Origin of the sequence: Robertmurraya massiliosenegalensis JC6, from assembly GCF_000311725.1 — a bacterium.
In the GTDB taxonomy this organism is placed as follows: Bacteria; Bacillota; Bacilli; order Bacillales; family Cytobacillaceae; genus Robertmurraya; species Robertmurraya massiliosenegalensis.
On sequence record NZ_HE978512.1, the window covers coordinates 524,140 to 543,334 of the forward strand.

The 19,195-nt window shown below is 39.4% G+C and carries 14 protein-coding genes; 8 read left to right on the forward strand and 6 right to left on the reverse strand.

The genetic code is table 11. From position 1 onward, the window contains the following. Positions 1–20: 20 nt before the first annotated feature. Positions 21–1,196 carry a tetracycline resistance MFS efflux pump gene (locus BMSHG_RS08840; RefSeq protein ID WP_019154087.1) on the forward strand — a complete coding sequence of 392 codons (1,176 nt, stop codon included), beginning with the start codon at positions 21–23 and terminating at the stop codon, positions 1,194–1,196. 45 nt (positions 1,197–1,241) lie between these two features. On the opposite strand, the gene BMSHG_RS08845 is transcribed toward BMSHG_RS08840, so the two are convergent. Then, a complete protein-coding gene (locus BMSHG_RS08845; protein ID WP_019154088.1) occupies positions 1,242–2,795 on the reverse strand; it encodes a BCCT family transporter in 1,554 nt (517 codons plus the stop codon). Positions 2,796–3,040: 245 nt separating this feature from the next. On the opposite strand from BMSHG_RS08845, the gene BMSHG_RS08850 reads away from it, so the two are divergent. Next, entirely contained in the window at positions 3,041–3,616 is a 576-nt protein-coding gene (locus BMSHG_RS08850) for a TetR/AcrR family transcriptional regulator (protein ID WP_019154089.1), read from the forward strand. Positions 3,617–3,725: 109 nt separating this feature from the next. Continuing rightward, entirely contained in the window at positions 3,726–5,834 is a 2,109-nt protein-coding gene (locus BMSHG_RS08855) for an MMPL family transporter (protein ID WP_019154090.1), read from the forward strand. A 521-nt stretch (positions 5,835–6,355) separates the two neighbouring features. Here BMSHG_RS08855 and msrA read toward each other — a convergent pair. The 3 genes from msrA to BMSHG_RS25970 are packed head-to-tail and all read right to left on the reverse strand — an operon-like array spanning position 6,356 to position 9,621. Next, positions 6,356–7,312 (reverse strand): peptide-methionine (S)-S-oxide reductase MsrA, encoded by a 957-nt coding sequence (msrA, locus tag BMSHG_RS08860; protein WP_019154091.1) that lies wholly within the window; start codon positions 7,310–7,312, stop codon positions 6,356–6,358. A 12-nt stretch (positions 7,313–7,324) separates the two neighbouring features. Next, positions 7,325–8,221: an aminoglycoside phosphotransferase family protein gene (locus tag BMSHG_RS08865; protein ID WP_019154092.1), complete on the reverse strand. Its 897-nt coding sequence runs from the start codon at positions 8,219–8,221 to the stop codon at positions 7,325–7,327. A 14-nt stretch (positions 8,222–8,235) separates the two neighbouring features. Beyond that, positions 8,236–9,621 carry a sigma-54 interaction domain-containing protein gene (locus tag BMSHG_RS25970; protein ID WP_034658644.1) on the reverse strand — a complete coding sequence of 462 codons (1,386 nt, stop codon included), beginning with the start codon at positions 9,619–9,621 and terminating at the stop codon, positions 8,236–8,238. Between the two features lie 377 nt (positions 9,622–9,998). On the opposite strand from BMSHG_RS25970, the gene BMSHG_RS08875 reads away from it, so the two are divergent. After that, positions 9,999–10,922 (forward strand): proline dehydrogenase family protein, encoded by a 924-nt coding sequence (locus tag BMSHG_RS08875; protein ID WP_019154094.1) that lies wholly within the window; start codon positions 9,999–10,001, stop codon positions 10,920–10,922. 48 nt (positions 10,923–10,970) lie between these two features. Here BMSHG_RS08875 and BMSHG_RS08880 read toward each other — a convergent pair whose 3' ends face one another. Beyond that, entirely contained in the window at positions 10,971–12,722 is a 1,752-nt protein-coding gene (locus tag BMSHG_RS08880) for a methyl-accepting chemotaxis protein (RefSeq protein ID WP_019154095.1), read from the reverse strand. Between the two features lie 193 nt (positions 12,723–12,915). Here BMSHG_RS08880 and BMSHG_RS08885 point away from each other — a divergent pair, with 193 nt between their 5' ends. The 3 genes from BMSHG_RS08885 (at position 12,916) to BMSHG_RS08895 (ending at position 17,319) form a co-directional block, all read left to right on the forward strand. Further along, the gene (locus tag BMSHG_RS08885; protein ID WP_019154096.1) at positions 12,916–14,652 is read left to right on the forward strand and encodes a LytS/YhcK type 5TM receptor domain-containing protein; all 1,737 of its coding nucleotides are present in this window, start codon (positions 12,916–12,918) and stop codon (positions 14,650–14,652) included. A gap of 2 nt (positions 14,653–14,654) precedes the next feature. After that, positions 14,655–15,386, forward strand: a complete 732-nt coding sequence (locus BMSHG_RS08890; protein WP_019154097.1) for a LytR/AlgR family response regulator transcription factor — start codon at positions 14,655–14,657, stop codon at positions 15,384–15,386. A gap of 481 nt (positions 15,387–15,867) precedes the next feature. After that, complete coding sequence (locus tag BMSHG_RS08895) at positions 15,868–17,319, forward strand: carbon starvation CstA family protein (protein ID WP_019154098.1); 1,452 nt, start codon at positions 15,868–15,870, stop codon at positions 17,317–17,319. A gap of 45 nt (positions 17,320–17,364) precedes the next feature. Here BMSHG_RS08895 and BMSHG_RS08900 read toward each other — a convergent pair whose 3' ends face one another. Continuing rightward, on the reverse strand, positions 17,365–17,739 hold the full coding sequence (locus BMSHG_RS08900) for a winged helix-turn-helix transcriptional regulator (RefSeq protein WP_019154099.1): 375 nt from the start codon (positions 17,737–17,739) through the stop codon (positions 17,365–17,367). A 235-nt stretch (positions 17,740–17,974) separates the two neighbouring features. On the opposite strand from BMSHG_RS08900, the gene BMSHG_RS08905 reads away from it, so the two are divergent. Continuing rightward, positions 17,975–19,189 (forward strand): MFS transporter, encoded by a 1,215-nt coding sequence (locus BMSHG_RS08905; protein WP_019154100.1) that lies wholly within the window; start codon positions 17,975–17,977, stop codon positions 19,187–19,189. The last annotated feature ends 6 nt before the right edge of the window (positions 19,190–19,195 follow it).

Here is a 19,195-nt window from a genome sequence, read left to right on the forward strand (position 1 = left end):
AATGCTCGGAGTGAAAATTTTTGGAATCAAAGAAAGCGTTACCTATCTTATTTATCGTTATGTTTCTAGTGATGGTCGGTTTTGGCATTATTATTCCCGTACTTCCTTTTTATGCTGAAAATATCGGGGCATCCCCTACTGAGTTAGGGTTATTAATGGCTGTTTATTCAATTATGCAGTTTCTCTTTGCACCGATGTGGGGACGAATTTCTGATCGGATCGGTCGTAAACCAGTGATCATGATCGGAATATTAGGATTAGCGTTGTCCTTTTTCCTTATGGCTATCTCTCATCACCTTTGGATGCTTTTTTTAGCTAGAATTCTTGGCGGTTTTCTTTCTTCTGCGAACATGCCTACTGTGATGGCCTATGTGGCAGACATTACGTCTGAGGAGAACAGAGGGAAAGGAATGGGAATGATTGGAGCAGCCACTGGTCTTGGTTTTATCTTCGGTCCTGCTGTCGGTGGAGTCTTTTCCGAAATCGCATTAAGCCTGCCATTCTATATTGCTGGAGCCTCTTCACTTTTCACTTTCTTTTTGGTTTTCTTTATTTTAAAAGAATCCTTACAAGTCGAAGATCGCAAACATACCTCTAAGCGAAAGACTCCGTGGAAGGAAGCGTTCAATAGCCCTGTCTCGTTGCTCTTTTTCTTACAGCTGTTTGTCTCGATTTCATTAGCAGGATTAGAAGCAACCTTTGCCTATTTTGCAGCTGTCAAAGCTGGCCTAGACGCCGTCAAACTAGGGTATATTTTTATGATTATGGGACTGGCTCAGGCATTTGTCCAAGGTGGTTTAATTGGAAAACTCACGAAACGTTATGGCGAAGGGCCTGTTATTCAAATGGGCATCGTCATTTCTGGGATCGGATTCGGTCTGATTCTCCTTTCCAATTCCTTTTGGACAGCCGCTCTTTATTTAACGGTGTTCGGTGTAGGAAATGGACTTATCCGACCAGGAGTATCCTCATTGCTTACGAAGAAATCAAGTACTGGTCACGGAAGTACAACAGGCATGCTCTCATCCTTTGATTCTCTCGGCAGAATCATCGGACCACCATTAGGAGGATGGCTCTTCTCCATCTCTATCGGACTGCCATATTTGAGTGGGATCATCTTATCGATCATTGCGATCTTTATGTTCCACATGTATGCGAGTAAACAAAAAAACCTTGTGATCGAGAATCAAGGGTAAAGAGCAAAGGGTCATGTTGAAAATTTCTCAACATGACCTTTTTCACTACGTCTTATTTTTTTTATTTGCAGCTTTTTCAAGTCGTCGGAATCGGCTTAAATCAGCTTTCCGAATCGGGAGTGGTTCATGCTTCAACAATTTCACAATAGCTAACGTTAACATTAATAATAAAACCGTAAACGGAAGAGCCGCAATCAATGAAGCCGTTTGTAGGGCTTCAAGCCCCCCTGCATATAGCAAAACCGTAGCAATCGCTGACATCAAAAATCCCCACACAAACTTTGCGACTTGCGGAGGATGCAAGCTGCCAGATGTCGTCATACTCGATAGAATATAAGTAGCTGAATCGGCTGATGTCACTAAAAAGGTAAAGATCAATAGAATCGCAAGAATTGACATCAAAGTTGATAATGGCAATTGGTTAAAGGTCGTAAACAAAGCTGTTGTAATATCTGCATTAACTGCCTCTGCTATCCCTGCTTGTGTATTTAAATCATTCCAAAGAGCCGTCCCACCGAAAGCAGCAATCCAAAGACAAGCAATTAAAGGCGGGATAATCATTACCCCCATAATATACTCTCGAATGGTTCTTCCTCTGGAGACACGAGCCACGAACGCTCCTACATAGGGAGACCATGCAATCGCCCATGCCCAATAGAAAATCGTCCAATCACGGACCCATGTTCCCCCTTTATAAGGTTGCATGCGCAAACTGTATTGAATAAAATTAGCAAAATAATCACCAATTGCTAATGTAAAGCTTTCTAAAATCATCACGGTTGGGCCTGTAATCAAAACAAACAAAAGGAGAAGAATGGCAAGTCCTAAATTCAAATTACTTAAAAAGCGAATTCCCTTATCCAAACCAGTTGTAGAAGACAACATATAGGCAACAAAAATGATAAATATAATGATCAATTGAATCATAAAAGAATTGCCTGTCCCCCATACACTGTGAAGTCCACCCGCCATTTGCAGGACACCTAGTCCTAAGGATGTTGCTATCCCCATGACGGTCGCTATAACAGATAGCGTATCTATGGAACTTTTTACAATTGGTTTGTCCCCGACAACCGGTTCAAGCGCAGTGGAAACAAGTCCATTTTTATTTTTACGAAACTGGAGAAAGGCAATCACGAGTCCGACAATCGCAAAAACGGACCATTGACTGATTCCCCAATGGAAAAAGGAATAGCCCATCGCGATTCTAGCCGCTTCCTCGGTTTGAGGTTCAACTCCAGCAAATGGGGTAGAGAAAAAATGACTCATTGGCTCAGCTACACCCCAAAAGACGAGACCTGCTCCAAATCCGGCAGAGAACAACATGCCAATCCATGTAAAAAATGAAAATTCAGGACGCTCTTCCTCTCCTCCTAAACGAATGCCTCCATATTTACTAAAAGCCAATCCTATTAAGAAGATAATGAGGATAAAGACCGCAAGAAGATAGAACCAGCCGAAATTAACCGTTGTGAAGTTAAATAGTCTTCCAGCAATTTCCCCGAATTTCACAGGTGCAATCGCCCCAATGATCACAAGAATCATAATAATGGCGGCTGATATTGAAAAAACGGGATTTTTCCATAAATTCTTATCCATGTAAACCCCCTATAAAATTCGATCTCAACGTTATTTTGACCTGTTTTTCTAGATGAATTCGCAAGCAAGCAAAACAATCGTATTTGATCGATATCTCCGTCTAATTTGCATAGTATTTCCATTTTTATGAGCTCAGTTTGTAGATAACTGTTACGTTTGATTAAACATAACGATCATGACAAAGAACAAACAATTATTTCTTTGTATATTTTATTGCATTATAATAATGGCTAGGGGGTGACCCAATGGCACGTGATCGTAAATTCTCAACAGAAGATTTATATCATGCAACAAAACATATTTTGCTTCAACAAGGTTATGAGGGATTTAATTTTAGTCTTTTAGCAGAACGATTGGATATTTCCAGAGGGGCTATTTATAAATATTTCGATAACCGTGAAGAACTAGTTATCCATTTTATGAGATATGAAATGAACCTTTTTCTTGTAGAGCTATTGGAAATTGAACAATATTCTACCTTTGACGAAAAATTAACTTTTTTACTGGATTTAATCTTTAAAAATCCATCGGTTCCACGATTAATTGAGATAGGGCAGCGTATTCCCACTAACGAAAACATAAAGGTCAAAGAAGATTTCTTTAAGCTAGAAGACCTTCGCCTCGAAATGTACAAGCACCTCCAAGGATTTATTGACCTTGGCAGAGAGGAACAGAAGTTGAAGCCATCAATCCCAGATGCCTTGATATTAGGGTTTATCTTTCAATCAATTATGATCCCTAATCATTTTGATATTCCTCATTCCGTATGGGTTCAATCTCTAAAAGAGATCCTTTGCAACGGAATTTTACAAATTCATTAATTGACACTTGTGTTACTTTGAAAGATAATGTTAGTGACACAAGTGTTACTATTGCTTCACCTAAAGTGACACTTGTGATACTTTAGGTAATTTTAGAAAGGATTATACGATGAAAACATTCATACAAGCGATCACTGATCGTGTTACAACCAAAAAGGGAATGTGGATCACTTTAGCCATTTGGCTCATTGCAACCGTTTCCTTGACTTTATTTGCACCTAGCATCCATGACTATCAAGTTTCGAAAGTAGATACACTTCCTGAAGACGCTCAATCTGTTGTCGCTCAAGCAAAAGTGGCAAAGTATTTTAAAGATGATGAGGGTATCCCTGCCATTTTGGTTTTTCAGTCAAAGGACAGTAAAGTAAGCCTTCCGGTTCTAACTGCTGTTATTGATGAATTCGAAAAGGCAAAAATTCCAGGATTGCAACAAGTCGTTCCCTTATCACACCTGCCACCTCAAGCAACAACTGAATTCTTTTCAGAAGATCAAACAACGGCTTTAATTCCGATGACCTTTGATTCTTCCTTAGAAACGAAGGAAATGCAAAAGGCAATGACACAAATGAGGCAAATCGTAAAAGACTCTTCTGATTTAGAAATGTATGTGACAGGGCCAGCCGGAATTGCGACTGATACCGTAGATTTGTTTTCCCGCGCTGATTTAGTTCTTATCTTTTCAACTGTCGGGATCATTTTAGTCCTATTGATTGTGATCTACCGTTCACCATTATTAGCCCTTATCCCACTCTTTGGAGCTGTATTTGTCTATCAAGTTGTCACACAAACACTTGGGATTATGGGAAAAGGCGGCTTGGCGATCAGTAGTCAAACCGTATCGATCATGTCCATACTCTTATTTGCAGCGGTCATTGATTATTCCTTATTCGTATTCTCACGTTACCGTGAAGAATTGAAAACACATGCAAGCAAATATGAGGCCATGCAAATCGCAATGAGAGAAACGGGCATGCCAGTGTTTTTCTCCGGTGGGACTGTACTCGCCGCTATGCTTGTTTTATTCTTTGCCCAATCAGGGGACTATCGTAATTTCGCACCGACTTTTGCAACGACTATGATGATCATCATGATTGCGTCCATTACATTAATCCCTGCCCTATTTACATTATTCGGAAGAAAATCATTCTGGCCTAGAATTCCTAAAATAGGAGAGCAAAGTACGATAAGACAGACTTTTTGGGGAAAAGTTGGGCGGCTTATTACGAAAAAGCCTGGGCTCTCTGTTGCTGTTGTCAGCATTATTTTACTAATAGCTGCAAGCAATATATTCAACCTACAATATGAATTCGACACGATGAAGTCATTTCCAGAAGATATGCCTTCCCGTCAAGGTTATGAAATTCTAGAAAAGCAGTTTGAAAAAGGAGACCTTGCGCCTACGACCGTCTTATTCGAATCAACAGAAGCTGTAACAGCCGAGCAAGAAGAAAATTTAAAGACCATATTGGCCGCTCAACCTCTTGTTAGCAATGTTCGTGTGAACGGAGTTACGGAAGACGAAAAGGTCATTCAATACAATTTAACGTTTGAAGGTAATCCCTATAGTATTAACTCGATGGATGCCTTGGAAAAAATGATCGCTAGCAGCGAGAAAATCCTATCTGATAGCCATGTTACTGGAGAGCTATATTTTGCTGGCGAAACTGCTTCAAAGGTTGATGACAGAAAGATCAATGATCGAGATGTTATTCTCATTGTTGTTTTAGAAACGATTCTCATCTTTGTCTTACTCATTTTCCTAACCAGGTCATTTAAAATGCCTCTTTACATGATGGGTACCATTTTAATATCCTTTCTAGCCGCTTTAGGACTTGGAACATTTTTAAGTCATCTATTCTTTGATATTCGTTCTATCAGCGATCGCGTCCCGCTGTATTCATTCGTGTTTTTAGTCGCCTTAGGAATTGACTATAACATTATGCTTGTTTCCCGGTTCCAAGAGGAACGAAAAAAACATTCTGTCAGGGATGCAGTAGAAATTGCTGTCGCCAACACGGGTGGTGTGATTTCATCAGCTGGACTCATTTTAGCAGCTACCTTCGCTGTCCTTATGACTCAGCCAGTTGAACTGCTATTTGTATTTGGGTTCATTGTTGCAGTTGGGATCTTATTGGATACTTTCTTAATTCGAGGCGTTCTGTTACCAGGACTAATCGTATTACTGGAAAAAGATCAAGCTCAAGCATCTGAAAAATAACCAAAGAGGCTTGGACATAACTAGCTTCAAAATAATGAGAAAGGTGAATCCTGAGGATACTCAAATTCACCCTTCTCTATTTTTGTCTGTTCATTTTGCCATTAACGCAAGACCTTCGGTTTTCCTCGTATAAAAAAATCGAGTGATACGCAAATTAGCCTTCAAAAATCCAATCGATTTCCGTTGTATCTAAATTTCTACTAAAAGACTCTATTTTGCTTCAACTATCTCTTGCCCTTAAGCGGAATTTTTCCTGTTATCTCCTCGATGGACTCCCTTTTAGGCAAAATAACGGAAGATTTTCCGCTTATGGAGGGCAAAATCGTTTCTTTTAGTATTTTTTCGGTGAATAGCAGGAGTTTTTCCTGTTATTTCGGCTCTTTTTCATGATGGTTGCTCATTAAGCGGAAATTTTCCTGTTGTTTTTTCTACCGATACGCCAACTGTTGATACGAACGCTTTATCCACTCCAAACTAGATTCAAAAGATCGTTACCACCGACTTTTTGACCCAGCCTCTTTTCATTCAAAATGGTTCAAATACTGGCCATACCCTTCTTCCACAAGCTTACTTTTAGGTATAAATTTCAATGCGGCTGAATTGATGCAATAGCGGGCCCGATCCGGTCCAGGTCCGTCATCGAAGACATGACCAAGATGAGCGTCAGAGGTTTTCGAACGAACTTCAATCCTTCGCATTCCGTGGGTCGTATCAAATTTCTCTTCCAACTCCGTTCGCCGGAGTGGTTTCGTGAAGCTTGGCCAGCCACAACCTGCATCATATTTATCATGGGAGCTAAACAATGGTTCACCAGAAATGATATCAACGTAAATGCCTTCCTCTTCCTGATCCCAATACTCATTTTGAAAAGGAGGCTCTGTCGCATTATTTCGAGTTACTTCATACTGCAAAGGAGTTAATATGTTGCGAAGCTCCTCTTCTGAAGGCGGTTTCTTCCAATTATCGCGAATAAATTGCGCTCTTCCTGAACCTTCCTTATACAATTGATAATGAAAAGGATTCTTTTTATAATACTCTTGATGTTTATCTTCTGCTGGATAAAAAGGACTTGCTGGTAAAATTTTTGTCGCGATCGGCTTTGAAAACTGGCCGCTTGCCGCTAACCCTGCTTTCGATTTCTCTGCTGCTATTCTCTGAGCCTCATGATGATAAAAAATGGCCGTTCGATATGAAGAGCCCCGATCATTAAATTGACCTTCAGCATCTGTTGGATCGATTTGTTGCCAATACATTTCAAGAAGTTTCTCATAAGGCATAACTGCCGGATCAAAGGTAATTTGAACAGCTTCATAATGGCCTGTTGTTTCAGAGCACACTTCTTCATACGATGGATTCTCCTTATGCCCACCTGTGTAACCTGAAATCACTCTTTTGATTCCAGGATGTTCGTCAAAAGGCTGGACCATACACCAAAAACACCCTCCTGCAAAGGTCGCCCTTTCCCATTGTTCCATCATAACCAAGCCTCCTTACATTTCTAGCCATTCGCAAAACCATAAAGCATACTCATAGGTTTGCACCCATTTCGAATCTGATTCCTCCACACTCCAAAAGGCAGACAACGTCGTCATTGCTAATCCCGCTTTTAAGAGTCGTTCTCGGTCAAATGACAATCCCGACGAAAGCGTATCGATTCTTTCTCTGAGCACTTTCTTCGGATTTTCTTTTTCCTGAAGATGGTTCATAAGAAACGAGACGACATCAAAATACGGATCCCCCATCACACCCTTCGGATCAATCGCCATCCACCCTTTCTCCTCGGAAAAAAGAATATTTTCATGATGGAGGTCTCCATGGAGCAATTCTGTTTGATCATTAATTTCCACAAAAAAACGCTCAGCTAGACCTAGAATTTTCTCAGAAAATTGGCCGTTTACATATTCTTCTGTTTGTCTGCAAGCTAAAAGCTTAGAAGCCCATTGTTCAATCGATGGGAGATCGTACTCCTTTGGCGCTTCTCGTCGGATCGCTTTCCAAACCTTCATAAATTGCTCTAGTACCTGCTCTTCGTCCTTTAACTCTGAAAGCATCCTTCCTGGAACGAATTTTTCTAACAGAATGACTCCATTCTCTTCATCTGCTTTTAAAAGCTTACAGCATCCGTTCCCATCGTATACCTGCAATGCTCTGATTTCATTTTTCATTTCACGGCTAGAGAGAGCGATTTTTAAAATCCGCTCCACCCCGGTTTCATCTATCACATGTAATACATAGTTGTAAGACAAATTTGAAACAGGCCCCATAGAAATTAAATTCCATTTTGCTAAATAGTGATTCACTTTTTCTTCAAGACTCTCTAACCAGAGTGAACCTTGATCACGAAAGGCTCCGATCATTTTTTTCCGAAATGAACTAGGAATTTGCATCGTCTCTCTCCCTATCATTTTTCAAATACAATTCCGTACTTCCGCATTTTTTTATAAAGGGTTGCACGTGACATCCCTAATCTCTTTGCCGTAATACTCTTATTTCCAAATGTACTTTGGAGCGTTTCCATAATTCGTTCTTTCTCCAGCCTTTCTTTCTCTGCGGTCAATGAAGCGACCTGTAAATCAAGATGAACAGAAGGCTCCTCCCCGACATGAAGGACTTGATAAAGATCAGTTTCTGTTATTTCACCACTTTCGTTCAACACGACTAGTCTTTCTATTAAATTGCGAAGCTCACGAATATTACCAGGCCAATCATAATCAAGCATGATCGATAATGCATCTTTATTTATGGTGTAATCTTGTTTTTGATATTTGAAGGAAAACTCTTCGAGAAAATCATAGACGAGTAAAGGAATATCCTCTCTTCTCTCCCGCAGAGGTGGAATCTTTACGGAAAATACATTTAAACGATAATATAAGTCCGAACGAAAGGTTCCTTCTGCGACCATTTTTTCTAACGGTCGATTAGTCGCTGCAATCACTCTAATATCAACTTTTTTCGGATTAAGTCCGCCAATGCGATAGACTTCTTTATCTTGCAAAACTCGTAGTAATTTCACTTGCATATCTAGAGGAAGCTCTCCCACTTCATCTAAAAATAGTGTTCCGCCACTAGCCAGCTCTAATTTCCCCGGTTTCCCACCGCGCGAAGCACCTGTATAAGCACCAGATTCATAGCCAAAGAGCTCACTTTCAAACAAGGCATTTGGAATGGCCCCACAATTAATCGGGATAAACGGTTTCTCCTTCCTCACACTTTTCTCGTGAATCGCATGAGCAAATAGTTCCTTCCCTACACCACTTTCGCCACTAATGAGAACGGTTGCATCTGACTTCGCCATTTTTTTTGCTTGATGAATAAGGTGTTGAATCGAGGCATGAACCCCTTTTATTTTGGAAAATGGATCATCGTGCTGTTGGTTGATATGTTGTCTTAACTGCTGTAATTCTTTTGAAGCAGATGATAACTTTTCATTCAATTGAATGGTTGAGGTAATATCTTTTTCAATCGATAAGCTCCCGATCACTTCTTTTTCTTCGTTATAGAGAAGGTTTGTGCTGATCAGGACATGTTTGTCTGCTCTAGGCACATGGTAGACATCACGGACAGGCTTATGTGTCGTTAAAACCTTTAAGTGCATAACATCCTCTTGCTGAAAAAAGTCGCGGATATTTCGACCTAAAATTTCTTCTTTCTTTATTTGATACGTCCTTTCTGCCGCTTCATTCCAATAAACCAATTCACCCTTTGTATTGACGACTGAAATCGCTTCTTCCAATGAAGATAAAATCGCATGTAACGTTTGAATTGCAAACCGATCTTCCATGTACATCGACCCACCTTTTATATAAGCAATATTCCTCATTTTTGTATAAAAAGTATACACTTCTAAACACTTTTGTTAACCAAACAATACAGTCTCAAAAACAACATGTAAAGAATATTTTATATAATGAATTAATTTCTTAATCGCTATTAACGAAATTTCGGAAAAGATTCATCTTATTAAAAATAAGTAGAAGGCAAATTGCTAACGATTTCGTCTAAACGATTCATCCTTTTTCGAACATTATCAAACAATTATTTTCTAAATATTAAATATTGGCACGATTTTTGCAAAAGTATGAATACCAGCGTGTATTCTTTATTACCACCGTTTTTATGGTGAAAGTTTGCCAGTGGAAAATATATATAAATGGGGGAAATGGTATGTTAGCGACTGTTTCTAAAAATTTTTTTCTCTATGTATCTCAACATAAAGGGTTGAACAAAGCTGCTAGAAAATGGGGATTGAAATTTGGAGCGGCACAGGTGGTGGCAGGGATGACGATTGAGGATGCCATTCATTCAGTGAAGGAACTCAATGACAAAGGAATCTTATGCACCTTAGACCATTTAGGAGAGTTTGTCAGTAGTACGGAAGAAGCATTGCTTGCGACAGAATATAATGTTCGCACGCTTGAAGCGATCGGGAAAGCAGGTGTTCAAAGTCATTTATCGGTGAAAATGACACAACTGGGCCTTGATATTGATCGTGATTTTTGTGTAAAAAATATGTGCCAGATTCTTGATGCGGCGAAACGAACAAATAATTTTGTTCGAATCGATATGGAAGACTACGCTCACTGCCAAGTAACATTAGATATTTTGCGAGAACTTCGAGAAGTGTATGGTTTTGAACATGTCGGGACAGTTATTCAAGCATACTTGCATCGTGCGCTTGATGATGTAAGGGCTTTAAAAGGGATTCCTCTACGACTTGTCAAAGGAGCCTATAAAGAAGATCCATCTGTTGCCTATCAAGATAAAAAAGAGATAGATGAAAATTATATGACCATCATTAAGGAACATTTGCTAAGTGGCAGTTATACGGCAATCGCTTCTCATGATCACCATATTATTGCAAAGGTAAAGAAATTTGCAGCAGACAACAAGATTCCTCGTAATCAATTCGAATTTCAAATGCTCTATGGTTTCCGTGAAGAACTGCAGGAAAGCCTTGTAAACGAAGGGTATAATATGCGGGTCTACGTCCCATTCGGGGATGATTGGTTTGGCTATTTCATGCGCCGTTTAGCTGAAAGACCACAAAATGTCGGATTTGCATTAAGAGGATTGTTCTCAAAAAAATAGTTCAACTAAACAATCACTCAAGGGATGCTCCCCCTGAGTGATTTAACTTTACACCTTTTCAGTACTTGTTTCTTTTTCAAATTGAAAACGATTGGCCATTTCTGTTAGTGTTTGTGATAAATGATGCAGCTTCGTTCCAATGTGATTCGTATTTTCCATATGCTCAATTTGGTCTTCGCTGACAGAAAGCATTTCCTCAGAGCTCGCTAACGTTTCTTGTGAAATCGATGTAAAACTTACTGTAGCTTGTTCAAGTTTTGGTAAAATGCCAGCTAACTGGGACAATTCTTCCTTCATCCCTTGTAATCGACTACTTTCTTCACCAATTTCTTTCATTAGTTCATCAAAGGAATTCCTTGAAGCACTTGCCATTTTTAAATTGATATTAATTTTGGCAAGCATTTGTTCAAATTCTTCCGTTGCACCAATTGTGATATTTTCCATTTTCCCAATCGCATTGGATATATCTTCTGTCGCTTTTGAAGACTGTTCTGCTAGTTTACGAACTTCTTGAGCGACAACAGCGAATCCTTTTCCAGCTTCACCTGCTCTCACCGCTTCAATCGATGCATTCAGTGCCAATAACTTCGTCTGCTCTGAAATTCCCCTCACTAAACCGACAAGCTTCGTGATCGAACCGGAGAATTGCTTTACTTCTGTAATCGTTCCCGTCAAATGCTCAAAGTCTTCCTCGAACTGATAGATCATTGATATTAACTCTTTTATATTCACTTCGCCGTCTTCAGCTGTATGATTCATATTATGAGAACTTGTAAAAATCTCTTCCATTTTGGCAATCATTGCTTCAATTAATTGCTTCATCTCTTTAAAGCTATTGGCGTTATCCTCTGAACTACTGGCCGTTTGCTCTGCACCCAGTCTCACCAAATCAATGGCAGAGACTAGATGATGACTTGAATCTAGTGTTTGCTCAGATGATTTCATTAAATCTCCACCTGTTTTAGACAATTCCTTCGTTGTCTCTTGCAGTTCATGTATAATCCCACTCATATGATCGATCATCGAATGATAGCTTTTTTGTAATGACGTAATTTCTGGAATCGTTGTCTTAATTCCAGTTGTCATTTTGAATTTCCCTTCACGTACCTCTCGCATCGTATTACGTAGGATATTGAGAGGTTTCGTAATGGTTCGAACAAATAGTAGAATAATAATCGTCGTAACGAGCACGCTAATTCCAATCCCAATGAGGATAAAATAGATCATTTGTTGAACAGGCTGCAAATAAGAGTTCGTTGGAATCAACATTACATAGATTCCACCTACTTCCTCTAACTCTCGAAAAGTGATCGTATATTCCTTATGATCTATCGTCTTATGCATAAGGCCATTTTTCATTCCGGTCATTTCATTCAACAGCTCTGGTGATAGATTTGGAAGACTTTTTTCACTAATCTTGAAGGGAATAGCAGCTCCATCAGCTATGTACATAACTTCCGATTCAATTCCCTCTCTCTTCAGCACCTCTTGTTGAGAACGAACACTACTTTCTAACTGCTGCATAAAATAGTCATCATCACTAACATAGACAAACTTCAAGTTTTCTGCGATATAACCAATTAGCTCCGTTTCTCTCACTAATCTTTTTTCGATCGTGTCCATCGTGATTTCCTGTGCTTTCATATACGAGCTTACGCCAACACCTACAACAGCTAGAATTAAGAGAGAGATGAACAAAATAAATAACCTCATCCCCAATGATAGCTTTTGTATGAATTTCTCACCCGATCCTTTCATATTTTTCAAAGATGTTAATGTTTTAAATCTGCTTTTTTTCAAAAGGATTCCTCCTATTACACAACTATTTTCCTATGAAAAATTATACAGATCATTTGTAAACGCTATGTTAAGACGAAGAAGGGTTTTTTTAAGTTCATGTAAATTAGTAGAGGGAACGACGTGCTATAAAGCATTAGAATGCTTTATAATTAACACTACTAAATATTTTTCCTGTGAGTAAAGGAGTATTCTCATGTTCGAATTGTTGATCACGATGGTGGAGCGTCTTGGAATTCTAGTCATGATCGCCTTTATCTTGACAAGATTTCGCTTCTCGCGCGATATGATTTACCAAGAACAACTTCATCGAAAACAACAAATTACCGCCATTCTCTTCTTCGGATTTTTCGGCATCATCGGGACCTATTCCGGATTAACGTTGAGTGTTAATAGTCTCCAATTTAACCCTTGGGCCTCTGAACTTGCTGCTGATGAAGCGATCGCGAACTCCCGTGTGGTCGGGATCGTCATTGCCGGACTCCTCGGAGGGTATAAAGTCGGAATCGGTGCGGGACTGATTGCCGGAATTCATCGTTTCACATTAGGTGGCTTTACCGCTTTCTCTTGTGGACTCGCTGCCATTGTCGCAGGAATTATTTCAGGAGCCTTTCATAAAAGAAACAAACGGCTTCATTTACAATCAGCCTTCCTGATTGGTGCGATTGCGGAAACGGTGCAAATGATCATCATTTTGCTCACTTCTCGTCCATTTGAAAAGGCAGCCGCACTTGTCGAAATCATTGGACTACCGATGATTGTCGCAAATGGTCTAGGAAGTGCACTCTTTCTTTTGATCATAAAAAGCGTTGTCAATGAGGAAGAAAAAGCGGGTGCCACACTTGCCCAAAAGACTTTAAGAATTGCCGACAAAACGCTGGCTTATTTACGTAAAGGGTTAACCTTTGATTCCGCACGGACTGTTTGCCATATCCTCCATAAAGAAATTAATACGAGTGCAGTGGCGATCACAAATACAACAGATATCCTCGCACATGTTGGATTGGGAGAGGATCATCATCGTGCCAACATCCCCATTCAAACAGAGATCACGATTGATGCGATCCAAAAAGGAGAAATCATTGTCGCAAATAAAGAAATGATTCATTGTCGCATCGAAGGATGTCCACTCGGTGCAGCGGTTATTGCTCCTCTAAAACAAAGAGGAGAAACCATTGGTACGTTAAAATTTTATTTTCGTTCGGAAAAAGAAGTCACTCCTGTCATTATGGAACTTATTACAGGGCTCAGCACACTTTTAAGTAATCAGCTTGAGATTGCCGATGCGGACAACGCCTATCATCTAGCAAAGGAAGCTGAAATCAAAGCACTTCAAGCACAAATTAGTCCACACTTTCTCTTTAATTCACTAAACACGATCCTTTCACTTGTGCGAACGGATCCAGATAAGGCGAGAAAGTTACTTGTTTCCTTATCCAAGTTCATTCGCAAAAATTTAGCGAGTACAACAGAAAAAGTGACAACCCTTGAGCAAGAGCTAAAGCATGTGAAAGCCTACCTTGCGATCGAGGAAGTCCGTTTTACCAATAAGCTGAAGGTTTTTTACCAAATTGATGAGGATGCTTTAACACAGATCATCCCACCTCTTACCCTTCAACCTCTCGTTGAAAATGCCATTAAGCATGGGATGAAGGATAAAGAGAACAATTGCATTTTGGAAATCATCATCGAGAAGCACAGTGAACATACTTTTATTCAAATAAAGGATAACGGAGTCGGAATGCCACAAGATAGATTAGAACAAGTAAGCAAAAATCCGATTACATCTGAAAGTGGCACCGGACTTGCTTTATATAACGTAAATCGCCGTCTCATAATTATGTTTGGTGAGACGGCCGCATTACAAATTAAAAGTGAAATCGATGTCGGTACGGAAATTTCATTTTCCCTACCAGCAGATAAGGTGGAATAGTCATGGAAAAATCGATACGAACACTTATTGTGGATGATGAGCCATACAGCCGAGATGAATTGAAGCATTTATTAAGCGCTTTTCCTTCTATTAAAATTGTCGGGGAAGCCGATTCTGGGGAAGCTGCAGTCATGAAGGCAATTCAATTTCAACCAGATGTTGTCTTTCTTGATGTAGAAATGCCTAAAATGAACGGGATGAAGGTGGCGGAAGCTTTACTAGAATTTAAGAAAAGCCCATTAGTTGTCTTTGCGACAGCATATCCTCAATTTGCAGCAGAAGCTTTTCGCTATGAAGCAATCGATTATTTATTGAAACCGTATGATGAAGAGCAACTGCAAGAAACCATTCAAAGAATTGAAAAGATCATTTTTGCCCAGAAAGAGACAGAACCAGTCAAATCTACTGGAAAATTGGCTGTTGAAACAGAAGGAGAAATTTTTTACATCGAACCAAAAGATATTCTTTATATCGTTCGTGAAGAAAATATGACCAAGCTTATAACGAGGGAAACAGAATACGAGACAAAAGTAGCCCTTAAAGACTTAGAGGCTCGACTTCTCCCCCACGGTTTTTTCAGAATCCATAAAAGCTTTCTCGTCAACTTAGATTATGTTGTCCGTTTGACTCCATGGTTTAACGGGGCATTTCAGCTTGAGATTACAGGAAGAAAGGAACTTTTACCTGTTAGCCGCAATTATATTAAAGGCTTAAGAGCGCGGTTGGAAATTTAAAGATTACAAAGGGCTCAAAGCAGTTCCAGTGACATGACAATAACTCTAATCCCCCCATAATATCCGATTTCATAGTAGAACTAACCTTGAAAATCGCACACAAAAAGCTTGAGTGGAATTTTACAATTCTCAAGCTTTTTTCTATGATGTTAAACTAAACCCGTTACATAATCAGGTTCATTTTCAATTGTTTCTTTGGTTTTATTGAAATTATAAATTGGGGGATCTAATGACCTTTCTAGAAAAAATACGACCTGCTTCTTTACTTCAATAAAAAGAAGATGTTCTCCTTCTTGAAGTAAGGGTTATCATTTCATGCATGATAACCCTTACATTTTGCATCATAATATTCAATTTCTACGTTTTGTTCGCAAATCCCCCTATAAATTTAAAACGCCTATATACTAAAGACGGTACATCAAGAACGAATTCAACATTTTAATGAAATCGCTTTATTTATATATTTAAGGGGGAAGAGCGCATGATTACATTTTTAGTGGGGATAGCTCTTTTGATTGTTGGTTATTTCACTTATGGGAAATTTGTTGAAAAAGTATTTGGAGTAAAGGAAGAGCGTGCAACGCCTGCTTATGTGAATAGTGATGGTGTTGACTACGTGCCGATGAGCACACCGAAAAACTCATTGATTCAGCTATTAAATATTGCGGGAACGGGTCCTATTTTCGGACCAATAATGGGGGCGCTTTACGGACCAGTTGCTTTCATTTGGATTGTCATTGGCTGTATTTTTGCTGGTGCTGTTCATGACTATTTAACAGGAATGATTTCCATTCGTAACCGTGGAGCTCACTTACCTGAGCTTGCAAGCAAATTTTTAGGAAAAGCGATGAAGCATGTTGTTAATGCATTTGCTGTTTTACTTCTTTTATTAGTAGGGACGGTGTTTGTTTCAACACCTGCAAGCTTACTTCATGTTCTCATGGACGGAAAAATTGCATTAGGAATCATTATTGCCGCCATTTTCTTATACTATATTTTAGCTACTCTTTTACCAGTTGATAAAATTATTGGACGTTTCTATCCATACTTTGGAGCATTACTTGTTGTTAGTGCACTTGGTGTTGGAATCGCTTTAGTAGTAACGGGAGCACCAATTCCAGAATTATCATTATCGAATTTCCACCCTGACAATGCACCGATTTTCCCATTAATTTTCTTTACAATTACATGTGGGGCATTATCAGGATTCCATGCAACGCAAACTCCGATTATTTCTCGTACAACTCAAAAAGAGAAACAAGGACGAAAAATTTTCTACGGCATGATGATTGCAGAAGGAATTATCGCTATGATCTGGGCTGCAGCTGCGATGAGTTTATTTAATGGTTACAACGGCTTAAATGAAGTGTTAGCTGCTGGTGGACCAGGTGCGGTTGTAAGTGAAGTATCCACTGCAATGTTAGGGGCAATTGGGGGAACACTTGCGATTCTCGGCGTCGTCATTCTTCCAATTACTTCAGGGGACACAGCATTCCGCAGTGCCCGTATGATTATTGCCGAATATATTAATATTGCACAAAAGAAACTATCTAGCCGTTTATGGATTGCTGTTCCATTATTCGCTGTATCTGTCGTATTAACTCAAATTGATTTCAATATCTTGTGGAGGTACTTTAGTTGGGCGAACCAAGCAACAGCGGTAATCGCATTATTTGTGGGAGCGATGTACTTATACATTGCCAAAAAGAATTACTTCATCCCACTTATTCCAGGTGCTTTCATGCTCGTGATGGTTATTACCTATATCCTTAATGCGCAAATTGGATTTAGGATGTCTATGAATGCCTCTTGGATTGGCGGTTTTATCGGTACTGCTATCCTCATGGTACTATTCTTTATCGCTGCGAAAAAGAATCGAGAAAACAATATCGCTCTGGAAGAAGACATTTCCGACTGGAAACAGAGCGCTTAAGAAAAAAATCGCATGTGCTTTATAAGCGCATGCGATTTTTTTCTGTTACGATTTCAAATTCTCATTCAAAATACTCTCTTCTAAGACTGAAAATTTGTCTCCATATACTTTCGTAATGTGGGTTTCTCCCCAATCACAAAGAGCATTTAAAATATGCTCAAGACTCCATCCATACTCACTTAATTCATACTCAACTTTTGGAGGGACTTGATTATAGACAATGCGATTAATGACTCCATCCGCTTCTAGTTCTCGCAATTGTTGGGTCAACATTTTCTGAGTAATTTCCGGCATTAATTTTTTCAATTCGCTCGTTCGCTTCTTTCCATGTGTGAGATGACACAAAATCACACATTTCCACTTTCCTCCGATAACCTCGAGCGTAGCTTCCACTGAAATATTGTACTTCTTCTTCACCATCTTACATCTCCTTGATTTTTATCACATATCACACTATAGGCACTAAAAAGTACCTATAGAACTTTTTGGTACCTATATTACTTAAAAGTGCGTACTTTTCTTTTTGTCATTCATTGCTCATAATAACATTTGCCGGTTCAAATTGATAGTCTATTTCATTATGTCCAAATAGATGATGACCATCTAGGCGGGTGCGCAGCATGATGAATCGATTTTGTTTAGATGGAGGAACACAATGGATATAAATAAAGGGAAAAATACCTTTGCCTTACTTGCGTTAGCAATTAGTGCTTTCGCTATTGGTACAACAGAATTCATTAGCGTTGGCTTATTGCCATTAATTGCTAATGATTTAAATATATCGGTTACGTATGCAGGTCTAACCGTTTCTTTATACGCTTTAGGTGTTACCTTTGGGGCACCAATTCTAACTTCTTTGACCTCAAATATTTCGCGGAAGACGCTTCTTCTATGGATTATGGTCATTTTCATTATTGGGAATAGTGTTGCGGCTGGGGCCACGAGCATTTCTCTTCTTTTAGCAGCTCGTGTCATTTCAGCATTTGCCCACGGGATTTTCATGTCGATTGGCTCCACCATTGCTGCTAATCTTGTCTCTGAAGATCGACGAGCAAGCGCCATTTCGATGATGTTTACAGGACTAACTGTTGCGACCGTGACAGGAGTCCCTTTTGGCACCTTTATCGGACAGCAATTTGGGTGGAGAATGGCATTCATCGTCATCGTCATCATTGGCATTATTGCCTTTATTGCCAACAGCGTACTTGTCCCTTCAAATTTACCTAAAGGAAAAGGGGCTTCATTCAAAGAGCAAGTCAAATTAGTTAAAAATGGACGCTTATTGCTGGTCTTTTTGATTACAGCATTAGGCTATGGGGGAACGTTCGTTGTCTTCACTTATTTATCCCCAATTCTACAATCTATTACTGGCTTTAAAGACAGTGTTGTTGCGATTATTTTGTTTATTTATGGAATTGCGATAGCGATAGGAAATATGATTGGCGGGAAACTGTCTAATCGACAACCAACAAAAGCATTATTTTATATGTTTATCATTCAAGCGATTGTGCTCTTTATCCTTATGTTCACAGCCCCTTTTAAAATCATAGGGCTGCTAACTATTTTCTTAATGGGATTAATGGCATTCATGAATGTACCTGGCTTACAAGTCTATGTCGTTATGCTCGCCGAACGTTTTGTTCCTTCAGCTGTCGATGTCGCTTCTGCCATAAATATCGCCGCCTTTAATGCCGGAATTGCCATTGGTTCTTATTTAGGAGGCATCATCACAGACTCCATCGGTCTCATCCATACGACATGGGTGGGCGCAATCATGGTAACTGCGGCCGCACTATTAACAGGATGGAGTAGAAAATTGGAAAAACAGGAGGACGTCGCATCATTTTCACCATACAGGAATGCGAACTAGACGATC